General features: G+C 67.3%; 13 protein-coding genes, 1 tRNA gene and 1 riboswitch. Of the genes, 3 read left to right on the top strand and 11 right to left on the bottom strand.

All coding sequences use genetic code 11. The features are described from left to right. Positions 1 to 157 precede the first annotated feature (157 nt). On the top strand, positions 158 to 982 hold the full coding sequence (locus tag ROJ8625_RS08070; protein ID WP_200813300.1) for a sulfite exporter TauE/SafE family protein: 825 nt from the start codon (positions 158 to 160) through the stop codon (positions 980 to 982). Positions 983 to 1,012: 30 nt separating this feature from the next. On the opposite strand, the gene ROJ8625_RS08065 is transcribed toward ROJ8625_RS08070, so the two are convergent. From ROJ8625_RS08065 to ROJ8625_RS08035, 7 genes are all read right to left on the bottom strand, one after another. Then, positions 1,013 to 1,435, bottom strand: a complete 423-nt coding sequence (locus ROJ8625_RS08065) for a hypothetical protein (protein WP_085791387.1) — start codon at positions 1,433 to 1,435, stop codon at positions 1,013 to 1,015. Beyond that, on the bottom strand, positions 1,425 to 2,684 hold the full coding sequence (locus ROJ8625_RS08060) for an agmatinase family protein (protein ID WP_085791386.1): 1,260 nt from the start codon (positions 2,682 to 2,684) through the stop codon (positions 1,425 to 1,427). The genes ROJ8625_RS08065 and ROJ8625_RS08060 overlap by 11 nt, the downstream gene beginning before the upstream one ends. A 108-nt stretch (positions 2,685 to 2,792) precedes the next feature. After that, positions 2,793 to 3,578, bottom strand: coding sequence for an ATP-binding cassette domain-containing protein (locus ROJ8625_RS08055; RefSeq protein ID WP_085791385.1), 786 nt, complete (start codon positions 3,576 to 3,578; stop codon positions 2,793 to 2,795). Continuing rightward, positions 3,575 to 4,387, bottom strand: a complete 813-nt coding sequence (locus ROJ8625_RS08050; RefSeq protein ID WP_085791384.1) for an ABC transporter permease — start codon at positions 4,385 to 4,387, stop codon at positions 3,575 to 3,577. The genes ROJ8625_RS08055 and ROJ8625_RS08050 overlap by 4 nt, the downstream gene beginning before the upstream one ends. 75 nt (positions 4,388 to 4,462) lie before the next feature. Continuing rightward, positions 4,463 to 5,530, bottom strand: a complete 1,068-nt coding sequence (locus ROJ8625_RS08045; RefSeq protein WP_085791383.1) for a putative urea ABC transporter substrate-binding protein — start codon at positions 5,528 to 5,530, stop codon at positions 4,463 to 4,465. A gap of 96 nt (positions 5,531 to 5,626) precedes the next feature. After that, positions 5,627 to 5,740: riboswitch (guanidine-I (ykkC/yxkD leader) on the bottom strand. Between the two features lie 500 nt (positions 5,741 to 6,240). Next, a tRNA-Met gene (locus ROJ8625_RS08040) sits at positions 6,241 to 6,317 on the bottom strand. A 102-nt stretch (positions 6,318 to 6,419) separates the two neighbouring features. After that, positions 6,420 to 7,724: a DUF8689 domain-containing protein gene (locus tag ROJ8625_RS08035; RefSeq protein WP_085791382.1), complete on the bottom strand. Its 1,305-nt coding sequence runs from the start codon at positions 7,722 to 7,724 to the stop codon at positions 6,420 to 6,422. Between the two features lie 236 nt (positions 7,725 to 7,960). On the opposite strand from ROJ8625_RS08035, the gene choX reads away from it, so the two are divergent. Beyond that, positions 7,961 to 8,890, top strand: a complete 930-nt coding sequence (gene choX / locus ROJ8625_RS08030) for a choline ABC transporter substrate-binding protein (RefSeq protein ID WP_085791381.1) — start codon at positions 7,961 to 7,963, stop codon at positions 8,888 to 8,890. 57 nt (positions 8,891 to 8,947) lie between these two features. Here choX and yghU read toward each other — a convergent pair whose 3' ends face one another. Both yghU and ROJ8625_RS08020 read right to left on the bottom strand, forming a co-directional pair. Continuing rightward, complete coding sequence (gene yghU, locus ROJ8625_RS08025) at positions 8,948 to 9,805, bottom strand: glutathione-dependent disulfide-bond oxidoreductase (RefSeq protein WP_085791380.1); 858 nt, start codon at positions 9,803 to 9,805, stop codon at positions 8,948 to 8,950. Positions 9,806 to 10,159: 354 nt separating this feature from the next. Next, a complete protein-coding gene (locus tag ROJ8625_RS08020) occupies positions 10,160 to 10,591 on the bottom strand; it encodes a DUF1489 family protein (protein ID WP_085791379.1) in 432 nt (143 codons plus the stop codon). A 92-nt stretch (positions 10,592 to 10,683) separates the two neighbouring features. On the opposite strand from ROJ8625_RS08020, the gene ROJ8625_RS08015 reads away from it, so the two are divergent. Further along, the gene (locus ROJ8625_RS08015; RefSeq protein ID WP_085791378.1) at positions 10,684 to 12,969 is read left to right on the top strand and encodes an adenosylcobalamin-dependent ribonucleoside-diphosphate reductase; all 2,286 of its coding nucleotides are present in this window, start codon (positions 10,684 to 10,686) and stop codon (positions 12,967 to 12,969) included. A gap of 181 nt (positions 12,970 to 13,150) precedes the next feature. Here the strand turns inward: ROJ8625_RS08015 and ROJ8625_RS08010 are convergent, their stop codons facing one another. Both ROJ8625_RS08010 and ROJ8625_RS08005 read right to left on the bottom strand, forming a co-directional pair. Further along, a complete protein-coding gene (locus tag ROJ8625_RS08010; protein ID WP_085791377.1) occupies positions 13,151 to 14,983 on the bottom strand; it encodes a TniQ family protein in 1,833 nt (610 codons plus the stop codon). Between the two features lie 37 nt (positions 14,984 to 15,020). Next, positions 15,021 to 15,364 (bottom strand): integrase core domain-containing protein (locus ROJ8625_RS08005; protein ID WP_143535081.1); only part of this gene is annotated, 344 nt, incomplete at its 5' end.

Here is a 15,364-nt window from a genome sequence, read left to right as displayed (position 1 = left end):
GCGTTGACGCCGCGGCGGGGGTGTGGAATGTCCGACCGGCTGGCGCGACGGCGGCCCCGCGGGCGCGGGCGCCAGTTCACCGAAGACAACCGGGAGATCCGCAGGTGACTGCACCGACAGCGAAAACCGAGACGCGACGCCAGCGGGAGGCCACGTGATGGACGGCGGGACGATCGCCCTGTTCGTGGGCATCGCGGTGGCGGCCGGCATCTTCGGCGGCACGCTGGCCGGGCTTCTCGGGGTGGGCGGCGGCATCGTCATCGTTCCGGCGCTGTACTGGGCGCTGTCTCTGACCGACATGAACCCGGGCCTGATGATGCAGGTCGCGGTGGGCACGTCGCTGGCCTCGATCATCTTCACCTCCGCCTCGTCGTCCTACGGGCACTGGCGCAAGGGGGCGATCGACGTGGCATTGCTGAAGCGCTGGGGGCCGTGGATCCTTGTCGGGACGATCCTCGGCGGGCTGATCGGCGGGCTGGTATCGGGCAAGGTGCTGATCGCCGTGTTCGTCGTCGTTGCGCTGGCGGTGGCGCTCGACATGATCTTCCGGACGGCCACGCCGTCCGACACGCCACGCAGTTTCTCGGCGCCGGTCTGGGCGGCGTCGGGCCTCGGCGCGGGCGCGATCTCGGCGATGATGGGGATCGGCGGCGGGACCGTCTGCGTGCCGACGCTGAACTTCCTCGGCTACGACATCCGGCGCGCGGTCGGCACCTCGGCCGCGATCGGATTCGTCATCGGCGTGCCGGGGGCGATCACCTACGCGCTGACCGGGCTCGGGCAGGAGAATCTGCCCCCGTTTTCGCTGGGGTACGTGAACCTTCTGTCGCTCGTCTGCCTCGTGCCGCTGACCATGACCTTTGCGCGGGTGGGTGTGCGGATCGCGCACGCGATCCCGCAGCGGCGGCTGCGACTGCTGTTCGGGCTGTTCCTGATCGCGACCGCGCTGAACATGGCGCGCGACCTCGTCTTCGGCGGCTGAGATCCGGCGGCGCGGGCGCCGCCGGCCCGGTCACATCGCGCCGTGCGCCTGCCGCTCGGCGAGCACATCGCGCAAATCGACCGTCACCTTCTCGTCGAGCGACACGTAGACGAAGCCCATGTTCGTGCGTTCGCGGACCATCTCGCCCGGAAAGGGCAGGTAGCTCAGCTCGCGCGAGCCGAAGCTCGGCGAGGCGGTGCCGACCTGCCACTCGGTCCGGAGGTCCACGTCAACGAGCTTGAGCGCGGCGGCACCGTCGCGCCCGGGGCGCTCGAACGGGACACCGGCCAGCCGCAGGTAGCTGGTCTTGTCCCGCGCCGCGACGAAGCCGTCGATGAACTGCGTCGCGAGGACCTGCAGGTCTTCGGCGGCGTCGCCGCCGTCAACGTGGCTGTGCAGGTGGTCCGTGCCATGCGCGTGGTTGTGGCCGGGGCCCGCGTGGTCATGTGGCATTGGACCACCTCTTGCCTTCGAACTCGCCATGCGGGATCTGCACGGGCTTGTCGATGTGCGGCTTGTGGGTGCCGAGCTTGCCGTGCGCCACCAGCGATCCGAGCACGTCGACGATGACGCGCGTGCCCATGAGCGCGGTGATCTCGGACTGGTCGTAGGGCGGCGAGACCTCGACGAGTTCGAGCCCGCAGATCCCCTCGGCCGCGACGCCGGCGGCAAGCGCCAGCGCCTCGCGCGGGAGAAAGCCGCCGGGCTCCGGCCAGCCGGTGCCGGGCACGAAGCCGCAGTCGATCGAGTCGATGTCGAAGGACATGTAGACCATGTCGGCGCCGTCCCACGCCATTTCGAGCGCCATCTCGATGGTGCGGTCGATGCCCATCTTCTCCATGTCGCCCATGGTGATGATGTTGGTTTCGCGCTCGCGCGCGACCTTGACCGCCTCGCGCGGGACCTGCCAGCCGCCGATGCCCACTTGCACGAGGTTGCGCGCCGGCACGTTGGGCAGGTTCGTGGAGTGAAACCAGGGTGTTGTGTGCATGCGTTCATCCAGGTCCTTTTCCTGGATGTCGGCGTGACGGTCGAAATGCACGATGCCGATCTTCCTGGACGTGCACTCGGCGATGCCGCGCACGCAGGGAAAGCCGATCGAGTGATCGCCGCCGATCATGATCGGCAGGGACCCCGACGAGAACACGTGACTGACCGCCCGGCTGATCTGATCGAAGCTCTTTTCGATGTTGGCCGGGATGGTGAAGACGTCGCCCGCATCGCAGAGCGTCATCTGCTCGCGCAGATCGACGCCGATCTCGTAATTGTAGGGCGTGTAGAGCGCCGAGATCTTGCGCACGCCCTGCGGCCCGAAGCGCGTGCCCGGACGGTATGTCGTGCCGCCGTCGAACGGGATGCCCAGCACCGTCGCATCGTAGTTGGCGACCTCCAGCACGTCCTCGGCATAGGGCGCCTTGAGGAAGGTGTTGATGCCCGCGTAGTGGGGCAGTTCGCCGCGCGCGAAGGTGGGGATCGAGCGATCCTCGATCGTGTCCGCGCCGGTCAGACCCATGCGCAGCGCCCAGCGGCGCTCCTGATCCCACCGGCCTTCGGGGATCTCGCCCTCTTTCTGCATGGCTTTCCAGCCGGCGAGCCTGGTCAGATCCGGGTGGTGGTTCCGGCGCTCTCGGGCGGCGAGGCGCGCGGCGAGGTCGCGCGGATGATGTGCGCGGCGGCCGGCGCGGGGCGGTTCGGACAACATCGCTGTCTCCCATTCACTGGCCCCGGCGGCAGCGTCGCGCGGGGCACGGCTTTCCGGACCTTGGCACGGCCCATGCGCGGGGTCCGGCGGCGCGCATGGGGGTCGGGGTCAGCCCGTCGCCGCGGGCGGACGCGGCGCGAGCGATGGATACCGGTCGAGGATGCGCTGGAACGGCACGCCGCCGTCGCGCGCATCGAAATCGTAGGTGATCGTGGCGCCGAAGCGCTCGGGCGCCTGCGTGTCCCAGCGGGGCTTGTCGAACACGAGAACGCGGTCGCCGAGCTTGAAGCCTTCCTCGAGGTCGTGGGTCACCATGAAGACGGTCATGCCGGTCTCGGCGCGCAGGTCCTGCAGGAACGCGTGCATCGACAGCCGCGTGCCGGGATCGAGCGCGCCGAAGGGCTCGTCGAGAAGCAGGATCCGCGGACGCGCCGTCAGCGCCTGCGCGATCGCCAGCCGCTGCTGCATCCCGCCCGAGAGCGTCGCCGGGTAGGCGTCGGCCACATGCGCGAGGCCCACCCGCTCCAGCGTCGCGTCGGCCCGTTCCCGGGCCTCCCGCCGCGCCCGGCCCCAGACCCGGCCCAACGGCCGCGAGAAGGTTTCCGCCGCGACGATGTTCTCGCGCACGGTCATGTGCGGAAAGACCGAGTAGCGCTGAAAGACGACGCCGCGGGATCGGCCGGGCTCTGTCGCCGGTTCGGCGCCGTCGACCCGGATCTCGCCGCGGACCGGGCGTTCGTCGGCCAGAAGCAGCCGCAGGAAGGTCGACTTGCCGCAGCCGGACGCGCCGACGATCGACACGAAGTCGCCCTCGGACACGTCGAGGGTTACGCGCTCGAGGATCGATCGCGCGCCGTAGCTTTGCCAGACGTCCCGGACGGTCACGAAGCTCACAGCCCGGCCTCCTTCCACGGGAAGGCGCGCCGCGACAGCTGCTTCAGCGCCCAGTCGATGACGAACGCCAACAGCGTGATCCAGATGACGTAGGTCAGGATGATGTCCATCGCGAGGTAGCGCCGGACGAGGAAGATCCGGTAACCGAGCCCGACTTCGGCTGCCACGGCCTCGGCCGCGATGAGGAAAAGCCAGGCCGGCCCGAGTTGAAGCCGCACGGCGGAGATGAGGCGCGGCAGGATCTGCGGCAGCACGACGCGGAGCGCGATCACCGGGGTCGAGGCGCCGAGCGTCTGCGCCTTGACGATCTCTTCGTGCGGGATGTCGAGGACGCGCTGCGCGAGGTCGCGGATCATCAGCGGCGTGATCCCGATGGCGATCAGCACGATTTTCGACATCTCGCCCAGTCCGAAGACGATGAAGAGGATCGGCAGCAGGGCCAAAGGCGGAACCATCGAGATCACCGCCACGAAATCCGACAGCGTGCGCCGGACATAGGGCAGCAGGCCGATCAGCACGCCGAGCAGGAGCGAAACCAGTGCGCCGGCGCCGACACCGACGGCCAGCCGGCGCAGACTGGCGGCCGTATCGCGCCACAACAGGATCTCGCCGGTGCGCCGGTCGGGTTCGGAAAAGAGCCGGACCGCCGTGTCCCAGATCGTCGCCGGTGCCGGCAGGAGCTTGTCCTGCGGGTTGGCGGCGAGCCGGATCTCGGACGCGATCGCGTAGGCGATCGCCACCGCGACAAAGGGCAGGGCGGTCAGAAGGACCGCGGCGGGCCGCGCGGGACGTCTGTTGATGAGGCGCATGAGTGTCGGCCTGTCTCGTCCGGAAGGAACGGGCCCGGCCGGGACGCGGCCGGGCCACGGGCGCGCCGCGACGGCTCAGAGCGCGCCGTCGGCGGCCATTTGCATGAACGAGGAGTCGAACCGGAATTGCACGTTCTGGTCGCTGCCGGTGATCGTGCCGTCGGGATACTCGATGCCGACGAAATCGGGCGAGGGCGCATCGACGCCGAGGATGCCCTGCTCGAACAGGAACTCCGCCACGGTCGTCATTGTCTCGGGAAGCGAGTCGCTTTCGGCCTGTGCCACGGCCTCGGCCGGGTCGTAGAACATCGCGGTCGCCTCGAGCTGCGCGCGGTAGCCCTCGAGGTCGGTGCCCGCCGCTTCGGCCATCGCGGTCAGTGCCGCCTCGTCGCCCTCGGCCATCAGGCCCATCACCTCGTACCACGCGCCGACGAGCGCCCGGCCGAAATCCGGGTTCGCCTCGAGCGTTTCGGTGTTCACGACCATCAGGTCGAGGATCTCGCCCGGGATGGCCGAGCTGTCGAAGAGCGTCTGCGCGTCCGGGTTGCCGTCGAGGATCGCCGACACGAGCGGGTTCCACGTCACCACCGTCTGCACGTCCTCGCTGGAGAAGGCCGCGACCATGTCGGCGTCGGAGGTGTTCACCACACCGTCGAGGTCGCGCTCGGCCAGACCGACGCTGTCGAGCGCCCGAGCGAGCAGGTAGTGCGACACCGAGAGTTCAACGAGGTTCACCCGCGTGCCGGCCAGCCCCTCGAGCGTCGTGTCGCCCTTGGTGATGACCGCGTCGTTGCCGTCGGAATAGTCGCCGATGATGAGCGCGGTCGTGTCCACGCCCCCGCCGGCCGGGATCGACAGCGTGTCCATGTTGGTCGCCGAAACTCCGTCGAAGGCGCCGGACGTGTACTGGTTGATCGATTCGACGTAGTCGTTGATCTGAACGATCTCGACGTCGATGCCGTATTTCTCGGCCCACGTGTCCATGATGCCCGAATCCTCGAGATAGCCCCAGGGCATCCATCCCACGTAGATCGACCAGGCGACCCGGAACTCGGTCTTTTCCTGCGCGGCTGCGGGCGCGCCGAGCGCCGCGAGAGCCGCCAAGGACACCACACCGGCGGACGTGATCATCGATTTTGTCATGGTCTTCCCCGTTGTCGACGTCCCGCCATCCCTCGTCGAACGGATCCGGCCGCCGGCGGAACAAGAACACTGAGCGCGGGCCGGACCTGCGCAGTACTCTCCCGGGATTTTGGCCCGCCGTGTGCCCCGGCCGGAATTTGCCGGCGGGGTGGCTCTTCTCGGACCGGTCCTGCCGGACACACCGGCAGCGGAACCCTAAGAGCCCTGCAGTTTCACCGGAGCATCGCGGGCCGCGACGCTTCAATCGTTGCACCGCGGCGCCGCGCGGATCGGGCCGATCTGCACGTGGAACGGGCGGTCATCGCGGCCGATGCCCATTTCGCGGGCGCTTCGCCGACGCGGGCATTGTCCCTGGCGCGGGGCGAATGGAGACGAGCCGCCGCCTGTGGCGGTGATCAAACGCACAGGGGCGTGCCGAGCGACTGCGCCGCTTGGCAACGTCTTGGGATCTTTTGGGAGGTTACAGGCGCGGCGTCTGCAGGGTCATGTGGCTGCCGCAGGTTTGCGCGCCGCCTGCGGACAAAGCGGTGCAACACGCTCTCCCGCGTCGGACCAGGCGCCAGCGCGGAAGGTGCGGCTCAGATGCCGGAAGGCTGACGCTCTGACCCCGTCGGATCGCTTCAAAGCGATGCACACGGATGAGGCAAAGCCGCCACCAATCACAATCGGCACGCCGTCGCGCCAATCCGCATCGCGGTCGAGGTGGGGGATGGTAGCGGAGGAGGGACTTGAACCCCCGACACAAGGATTATGATTCCTCTGCTCTAACCAACTGAGCTACTCCGCCAGAGCGTGGCGCTGAGTATCGGGCGCCCCCGCGACGGTCAAGCCGATTTTCCGGGCGCCGCGGCGAAAAAATCGCGGCGGCCCGGACGGCTCTGCCGGGCCGTCATTTCACGATTGTCTCGTCCTTCACGAACATGTTCGCCCAGGCCCGGTCCACCAGTTCGGGAGTCATCTTGTAGGGGATGCCTTCGAAGTCGCAGACGGCGATCATCTGGTCGATGAGGAACACCGGCTGGTAGTTGGCATAGACGTTGTCGATCGTCGGGTACTTCGTCTTCAGCAGGTGCACGAGGCTCTTCTCGCAGAGCTGCATCTTCTTCTTGCGGGCCACCAGCGCGAAGATCTTGAGAAAGTTTTCCTGGTCCGGGCCGTCGATCTTGATCTTGAAGAAGATCCGCCGCAGCGCCGCCTTGTCGAAGATCTCGTTGGGGTGGAAGTTCGTCGAGAAGATCACCAGCGTGTCGAACGGCACCTCGAACTTCTCGCCCGATTGCAGCGCGAGGATGTCCTTGGATTCCTCCAGCGGCACGATCCAGCGGTTCACGAGCTTCTGCGGCGGCTCCGCCTGCCGGCCGAGGTCGTCGACGATGAAGATGCCGCCGGTCGACTTGAGCTGCAACGGCGCCTGGTAGGTGCGCGCGGTCGGGTTGTAGACGAGGTCGAGCATGTCGAGCGACAGCTCGCCCCCGGTGATCACCGTCGGCCGGTCACACAGAACGTAGCGCGTGTCGAACAGGATCCGGCGGCGCAGCTGCGTGGGATCCTCGGATTGCTCTTCGGCGGCCGAGTGCACGATCGGGTCGTAGACCGTGATGACCTGGCCGGCGTATTCGAGCGCGCGCGGCACGTAGATCTTGTCGCCCATCGCGTCGCGGATCCCGTTCGAGATCGACGACTTGCCGTTGCCCGGGGGGCCGTACATCAGGATCGAGCGGCCCGCGCCCACGGCGGGGCCGAGATTGTCCAGAAGCGACGGCGGCAGGATCAGGTGACCCATTGCGCCCATCAGCTGATCGCGGGTGATCTGCACATTGCGGATCGACTGTCGGGCGACCTGCTCGCGGTAGACCGGCAGCGGCACCGGCATCGCGCCGTAATATTCCGACTGCTGCAGCGCGTCCATCGCCCGGGCCTTGCCGGTGTCGGTCAGCTGATAGCCCATCTCGGTGCTGGCGCCGGCGCTCATCGTGCCCATCGCCTCGAGGAGGAGCTGCGAGCGCGCCAGGTCGATCAGCTCCTGGGTGATCGGCACCGGCAGGCAGATCGCCGCGGCGAGCTCGCTCGCCGTGCTCGCGTTCTTGCGGAACATGGTCTTGAGGACGATGTCGCGCATCATCACCCGAGGCAGCTGCATGTCCTCCAGCCGCTTCGGCGGCGGCGGCGCCATGACCGAGGTCTGCATGTTCATCGCGGGTGTCCCCCTGCTGCTCTGTGATGTCCTCGCGCGGGACGCTGGCAGAGCTTTGTGGCAGGACAGCGGCCCGACCTTGAAAATATGCGGCGTCGCCCTCGCTTGTGGGCTCGGGAAGATCGTTGGGGAGCGCCCCTGGACGACGCAGTGGAAACCGCCGGGGCCGCAACGGTTGATTCACGAGTCAATTTGGCCATGATGCGCCCATCATCACATCGACAGGGGAGACGAACATGACACGCACGTTCACGGCGAGCCTCGCGCTTGCGCTCGCGGCCGGCGGCGCCGCGCAGGCCCAGGAGACCTGCTCCGAGGTCGTCTTCGCCGATGTCGGCTGGACCGACATCACCGCGACGACCGCCGCGACGACGGTGGTGCTCGAGGCGCTCGGCTACGACACCGAAACGCGGGTGCTCTCGGTGCCGGTGACCTACACGGCGATGTCGGACGGCGATGTCGACGTGTTCCTCGGCAACTGGATGCCGACGATGGAGAACGACATCGCGCCCTATCGCGAGGACGGCACGGTCGAAACCGTGCGCGCCAACCTCGAGGGCGCCAAGTACACGCTGGCCACCAACGCCGCCGGGGCGGAGCTCGGCATCGACAGCTTCGACGCCATCGCCGAGAACGCGGATGCGCTCGACCAGACGATCTACGGCATCGAGCCCGGCAACGACGGCAACCGGCTGATTCTGTCGATGATCGAGGAGGACGCCTTCGGCCTCGGCGAGTTCGACATCCGCGAGAGCTCCGAGCAGGGCATGCTGGCCCAGGTCGGCCGCGCCAGCGACCGCGACGAGCCGATCGTGTTCCTCGGCTGGGAGCCGCACCCGATGAACGCCAACTTCGATCTCACCTATCTCGAGGGCGGGGACGACTATTTCGGGCCGAATCTCGGCGGCGCGACGGTCTACACCAACACCCGCGCAGGCTTCGCCGAGGATTGCCCGAACGTGCAGGCGCTGCTCGAGAACCTCTCCTTCACGCTGGAGATGGAGAACGAGATCATGGGCGCGATCCTCAACGACGGCACCGACCCGACCGAGGCCGCGCGCACCTGGCTGTCGGAGAACACCGACATGGTCGAAGGCTGGCTGGACGGCGTGACGACCGTCGACGGCGAAGACGGCGTCGAGGCGGTCATGGCCGAGCTCGGCTGACACCGCCTGCGGGCGGCGGGGTGCCGCACGGGGCCCCGCCGCCCGCGGAACGTCCGGTCACTCGGACGCGCGCTTGTCTTCGGTGCGCGTCTCGAAATCTTCCGCCGCGTGGCGCTCGTGCAGCTGCATCTGCGGTTCGCCGAAGGTCCGGTTGACCATGCGCCCGCGCTGCACCGCCGGCCGGGCGTCTATCTCCGTCGCCCAGCGCTGCACGTTTTCGTAGCTCTCCACCTGCAGGAAGGTCGCGGCGTTGTATTGCCGCCCCAGCGCGAGCTGTCCGTACCAGGCCCAGTTGGCCATGTCGGCGATCGTGTAGCTTTCGCCGGTCAGGAAGCGGCGATCGGCTAGCGTGCGGTCGAGCACGTCGAGCTGCCGCTTCACCTCCATCGCGTAGCGATTGATCGGGTATTCCATCGGCTCGGGCGCATAGGCGTAGAAATGCCCGAACCCGCCACCAAGATAGGGCGCGGATCCCATCTGCCAGAACAGCCATGACAGCATCTCCGGCCGGCTCTCTTTCGGTCCGAGGAACGCATCGAACCGTTCGGCGAGGTGCAGCATGATCGCGCCCGATTCGAACACCCGCACCGGCTCGGATCCGCTGCGATCCACAAGAGCCGGGATCTTCGAGTTCGGATTGACCTCGACGAAGCCCGATCCGAACTGGTCGCCCTCTTGGATCCGGATCAGCCACGCATCGTACTCCGCGCCCTCGTGGCCCGCCGCCAGCAGTTCCTCGAAGAGAACGGTCACCTTCACGCCGTTCGGCGTCGCCAGCGAATAGAGCTGGAAGGGGTGCGCGCCGACGGGAAGGTCGCGCTGGTGCGTCGGTCCGGCGATCGGCCGGTTGAGGCTCGCCCAGGTGCCGCCGCTCTCGGCGTCCCAGGTCCAGATCTCGGGCGGGGTGTAGCTCATGTCGGCCTCCTGTCGGCTGCGGTCACGGCGAAGCTAACGTCGTGCGCCCGGAACGCCAGAGCCGCCTCCGCCGGACACACCACATCTGCGGCACCGCACAGCCCCCCGCCCGGCACCCCGCCGCGCCCGGGCTCTCTCCGGCTTCAAGACCCTTCGACGATCCCTTGCCCGCGCGCCGGCCCCCGCGCGGCGTGTGCGCGCATCGACATGACCCCGCGCTCGCCCCGTCAGGCGCACACACCGGCAGCGACGCCCGCCCCAGCCCGTTCTCCTTGGACAAATACTCCGGGGGTCCGGGGGCAGCGCCCCCGGTCCGGTCCTCATACCCTGCGCACCCAGCAAGTCGGCGGTCGCTCAGATCACGCCGATCTCCGCCAGGGCGCCGGCGAGTTCGGGCGGCAGCGCGTCGTCGTCGGCGCGCGCCGATCTCAGGTCGGCGGGCGCGTCCTGGGCGGCGAGGTAGCGCCAGCCCTGGAACGGCCGGCGCGGGGCCGGGGTCACGCGCACGATCTCGGGCTCGAGCACGATGGCGCAGCGGCGGATGCCGTCCTGACCGGTGACCTCGTCGAGGCGCAGAATCCGCTGGCGACACTGGATCAGGCCCTTGATCACCCAGAAGATCGAGCCCCCGGCCAGGATCGCCTGCTCGCGTTTGGGCCACATCCGCGTCACGTGGCGCGGGTGGCCGTCGGGGCCCTGCGCCGCGCGCGAGGCCTGCCAGCGCTGCAATTGCTCGACGCTTTCGGTGCCCGCGCTCAGTTTTACCAGATGCACGACATCTGTCATGGAATCTCCACTCACCACGCTCTATATTGTAGTCCTTCCGTCGCTCGGGGCAAACCCTAGCGGACGTCGCGCCAGCCACAGGAGCCGCCCCCATGAGCCGTTTCGCCGCTCCCATCGCCGAACAGATCTGGGACATGAAGTATCGTCTGAAAGAGGCGGACGGCACCCCGGTGGACCGCAGCGTCGAGGAGACGTGGCGTCGGATCGCCCGCGCGCTCGCGGAGACCGAGGCGGATCCCGAGGAATGGGAGCCTCGGTTCTACGCGGCGCTGGAGGATTTCCGCTTCCTGCCGGCCGGCCGCATCGTCGCGGGGGCGGGCACCGCGCGGTCCGTGACGCTCTTCAACTGCTTCGTCATGGGCACGATACCCGACACGATGGCCGGGATCTTCGACATGCTGAAGGAGGCCGCGCTGACGATGCAGCAGGGCGGCGGCATCGGCTACGATTTCTCGACGATCCGCCCGCGCGGCGCGGCGGTGACCGGCGTGGCCGCCGATGCGTCGGGCCCGCTCAGCTTCATGGATGTGTGGGACGCGATGTGCCGCACCATCATGTCCGCCGGCAGCCGCCGCGGCGCGATGATGGCGACGATGCGCTGCGATCATCCCGACATCGAGGAGTTCATCGGCGCCAAGGCCGACAGTGCGCGGCTGCGGATGTTCAACCTCTCGGTTCTCGTGTCCGACGCCTTCATGGAGGCGGTCAAGGCCGACGGGTCCTGGGATCTCGTCTTCGACGGTCGCGTCTACCACACGCTGCCGGCGCGCGAGCTCTGGAACCGGATCATGCGCGCAACCTACGACTACGCCGAACCGGGCGTGATCTTCATCGACCGCATCAACGAGACCAACAACCTGAGTTACTGCGAGACGATCGCGGCGACCAATCCCTGCGGCGAACAGCCGTTGCCCCCCTACGGCGCGTGCCTGCTCGGTTCGGTCAACCTGGCACGGCTGGTCACCGATCCGTTCACGCCCGAAGCGCGCATCGACGATGCCGCGCTCGAGGATCTCGTACGCATGGCCGTGCGGATGATGGACAACGTCGTCGACGCCTCGCGCTTTCCGCTCGAGGCGCAGGCGCGCGAGGCGGCGGCCAAGCGCCGGATCGGTCTCGGTGTCACCGGTCTCGCCGATGCGCTTCTCATGCTCGGCCTGCGCTACGGCTCGGAGGCCGCCGCCGCCCAGACCGAGGACTGGCTGCGCCGCATCGCGCGCGCCTCCTACCTTGCCAGCGCCGAGCTGGCCAAGGAAAAGGGCGCGTTCCCGCTCTTCGATGCCGAGGCCTACCTCGCCACGCCGATGATGCAGGCGATGGACGACGAGGTGCGCGACGCCGTGCGCGCCCACGGGATCCGCAACGCGCTTCTCACCTCGATCGCGCCCACGGGCACGATCTCGCTTTATGCCGGCAATGTGTCGTCGGGGATCGAACCCGTCTTCGCCTATGCCTACACACGGAAGGTGTTGCAGAACGACGGCTCGCGCACCGAGGAAGAGGTCGTCGACTACGCGGTGCAGATGTGGCGCGAAACCCAGGGCGACGCGCCGTTCCCGGAGTACTTCGTCAACGCCCAGACCCTGCCGCCCGAGGATCACGTGCGGATGCAGGCGGCGGCGCAACGCTGGATCGACAGTTCGATCTCCAAGACGATCAACTGCCCGGAGGACATCTCGTTCGAGGCGTTCAAGGATGTCTACCTTCAGGCCTACGAGACCGGCTGCAAGGGCTGCACCACCTATCGGCCGAACGAGGTGACGGGCTCGGTGCTGAGCGTGTCGGAGGGCGACACGGCCGGGCAGGGCGACACGCCGGTCCTCGTGAAGGAGGCCGAGGACGGCGCCGAGGTGGTCTACATGTCCGAGCCGCTCGACCGTCCGCAGGCGCTCGAGGGCAACACCTACAAGCTCAAGTGGCCCGACAGCGAGCACGCGATCTACCTGACGATCAACGATATCGTCGTGGGCGGGCGCCGGCGGCCTTTCGAGGTGTTCATCAACTCCAAGAACATGGAGCATTTCGCCTGGACGGTGGCGCTCACGCGGATGATCTCGGCGGTGTTCCGGCGCGGCGGCGACGTGTCGTTCGTCGTCGAGGAGCTCAAGGCGGTGTTCGACCCGCGCGGCGGCGCGTGGGTGAAGGGAAAGTACATCCCCTCGATCCTTGCCGCGATCGGCGGCGTGATCGAACAGCATCTCGTCGCAACCGGCTTTCTCGAAAGCGAGGGCATGGGGCTCAAGTCCGATCCGCAGGCCCGTGTCGTCGGCCTCGACGCGCCGCGCGGAAAGGCCTGTCCCTCCTGCGGTCAATTCGAGATGCGCATGGTCGAGGGCTGCATGACCTGCGCGAGTTGCGGCCATTCCAAGTGCGGCTGACGCGCGGGTGCGAGGCGTAGCCAGAAAAACCAAAAGAGTGCGCAAACGACGCGAAAAGAATGCGCAAGCTCTGTCAAGCCGTTTTGTCAGCGTTTGTTCTAGGCTCGCACAACACCACGTCCGAAGGTCTAAGCTCCCGACTTGAATGGACAATTCGCTCGGCTCCGTCCAGCGCCGCCCTCTAGGGCTGCTCCAGGGCCTCGTCGACGTCGCGTTTCAGATAGAGGTCACCATATTCCTCGTCCGCCGAGCTGAACGGCTGCACCCCGGCTCGCTTGAGGCGGGCAACGAGGCTCTGCCACGAGAAGCCGTGTGATCTCGATGCGGTGCGTAGCGTGTAGAAAGTGGCGTGGAAGGCGTCCGCATCCTCGCCGGTGATGTAAGGCTGGAGAGCGCCCGTGCGCGGATTGCGGAGCCTTGTGGCGGTCGTATGCCCGTTTGCGACCAGCCGCCTCAGATGTGCCGGTCGGCCGATCCCGACCGTTTTCGCGAAGAGCTCAAGAGACATGGCCTCAGGAGCCTCATCGGCGACAGCCGATGCGACCTCGTCGTGGTAGACATAGAGAGCCGCGTAGCCATCAAAATCCGAGTGTCGGCCGACGCGACGGATCAGGCCCTCCCTGATGCCGTCAATGATGACGCCTGGACCGATCTTCAAGCGGCTTGCCGATTTCGAGATGTGCTCCCAGCCGTGCTGCGCCTGGCGAAGCGGTTCTGCGCCGGCGAAGAGCTCGGTCAGCATTGCTTGGCCGGCCCGCGGGTCCCAGACCGATTTCGTCCCGGATGTATCGAGCGCAGGCTGGAGAATTCCGTCGGCCACCAGGCGGTCGAACTGAGACCGTGACATGCCCAGGGACCTGGCGAAGTGCGTGGCTGGCACAAGGCGGGTCATCGCGTTCAGGAGCGGCTCGGCTGCTGCTGCATCGAAGACCTCCCAGGCATCGGGTCGCTGATCGGCGATCAGTCCTCTGCTTCTCAGCATCTTTCGGAGCCGCCGAGGATCGATACCGGTTTCTCGGGATGCCGACTGGACGGAGTGGAGCTTGCGTTGCTCGACCGGTTCGCCCAGCAGGTCGTCGCCGGTCCCGAACGGCCAGGTCTCGATGAGATGGGTGCGCAACACCTCGCGAAACGGAATGAACTCGGGAGCGTGCCGGTAATCTCGGGACAGGCGATCATAGAGGACCGGATAGATCGCTTTCGGACCCCGATGTGGTTCACCAGGCAGATCCTGGAGGCGCTGCAAGGCCTCGCGGATGCGCGTCGGACCGTGTCGCGCCACGGCGAAACCCATCTGCAGAAGCGCCCAGCGGTCGTCGGGGTGAACATCCGACGGCGCGGCGGTCTCGTGGCGCATTAGCGCGCTGCCGAGCAGGTAGCAGAACGTAGCAGCTGCATGCAGGGGGTGCTGGTCAAGCCAGGACGAGCCTGGTCCGTCTGTCAGGCGTGCCTCGATCCATTCGTCGAACTCGGTCGGCTCCCGTGTCTCGCGGTCGAACACTCCAGATACGATGTCCGGCGCGATGGACCGAAAGCGCACGACCGTGTCGTACCGCTCGGTCGGCCGCACGTGGCGCCAAAGGGGAACGAGCGGGTGATCGTGCTTCAGGCAGATCGTCAGGTTCGGCACCGTCCAGATGCCGCGTAGAGCCATCGCCTGTTCGGGTGGCAGAAGGGAGGCGGCCGCATCCTGCCGCAAGCAGACCGGACACCCTCGGATCACGGGCTCACGGATGAGTTTGCCGGGGAACGGTTCGCCGCACAGAACGTGGCGCCGCCCCTCCCGTTTCCGCGCCGTCCAAGCCGCCAGTTGAAACGCATCAGTGCCTCCCAGCACGGCCAGTTCAGCGACCGCCTGGGGCTCACCATCGAGAACGCGCTGGAACGCGATGTCCTGTTCCAGGCCGAAGCCTTGCGCATCGGTCCCATTCATCGCGGCGAGACACGCCATGAATGAAAAGGCAGTCTCCCTATCTGCGAGGTCGACACGCAACGGCAATGGCGTTCGCAGCATGTATTGGCCGTTGACCTGCTCCCCGGATTGTCCTCGTTCAGAAGTTTAGTCCGTTCCGGGTTTGGTCCTTCTCTGACCTGTTGAAGTATTCCCGCGGGGTAAGCCCGTCGAGGCTCGTGTGCGGGCGGTGATGGTTGTAGTCTTCGCGCCATGTCGCAATCAAATGGCGGGCATGGCGCAGGCTGGCGAAGAGGTGCTCGTTGAGGCATTCGTCGCGGAGCCGGCCATTGAAGCTCTCCACGAAGCCGTTCTGCATGGGCTTGCCTGGCGCGATGTAGTGCCACTCGACATGGCGCTCCTCCTGCCACTTCAGGATGGCGTTCGAGGTCAGTTCAGTTCCGTTGTCGCTGACCACCATGCAGGGATAGCCGCGGGCCTCGG

It is taken from the genome of Roseivivax jejudonensis (genome assembly GCF_900172265.1).
In the GTDB taxonomy this organism is placed as follows: Bacteria; Pseudomonadota; Alphaproteobacteria; order Rhodobacterales; family Rhodobacteraceae; genus Roseivivax; species Roseivivax jejudonensis.
The sequence above is the reverse complement of the archived record's forward strand: the minus strand, read 5'-3'. Positions and strand labels throughout refer to the sequence as shown.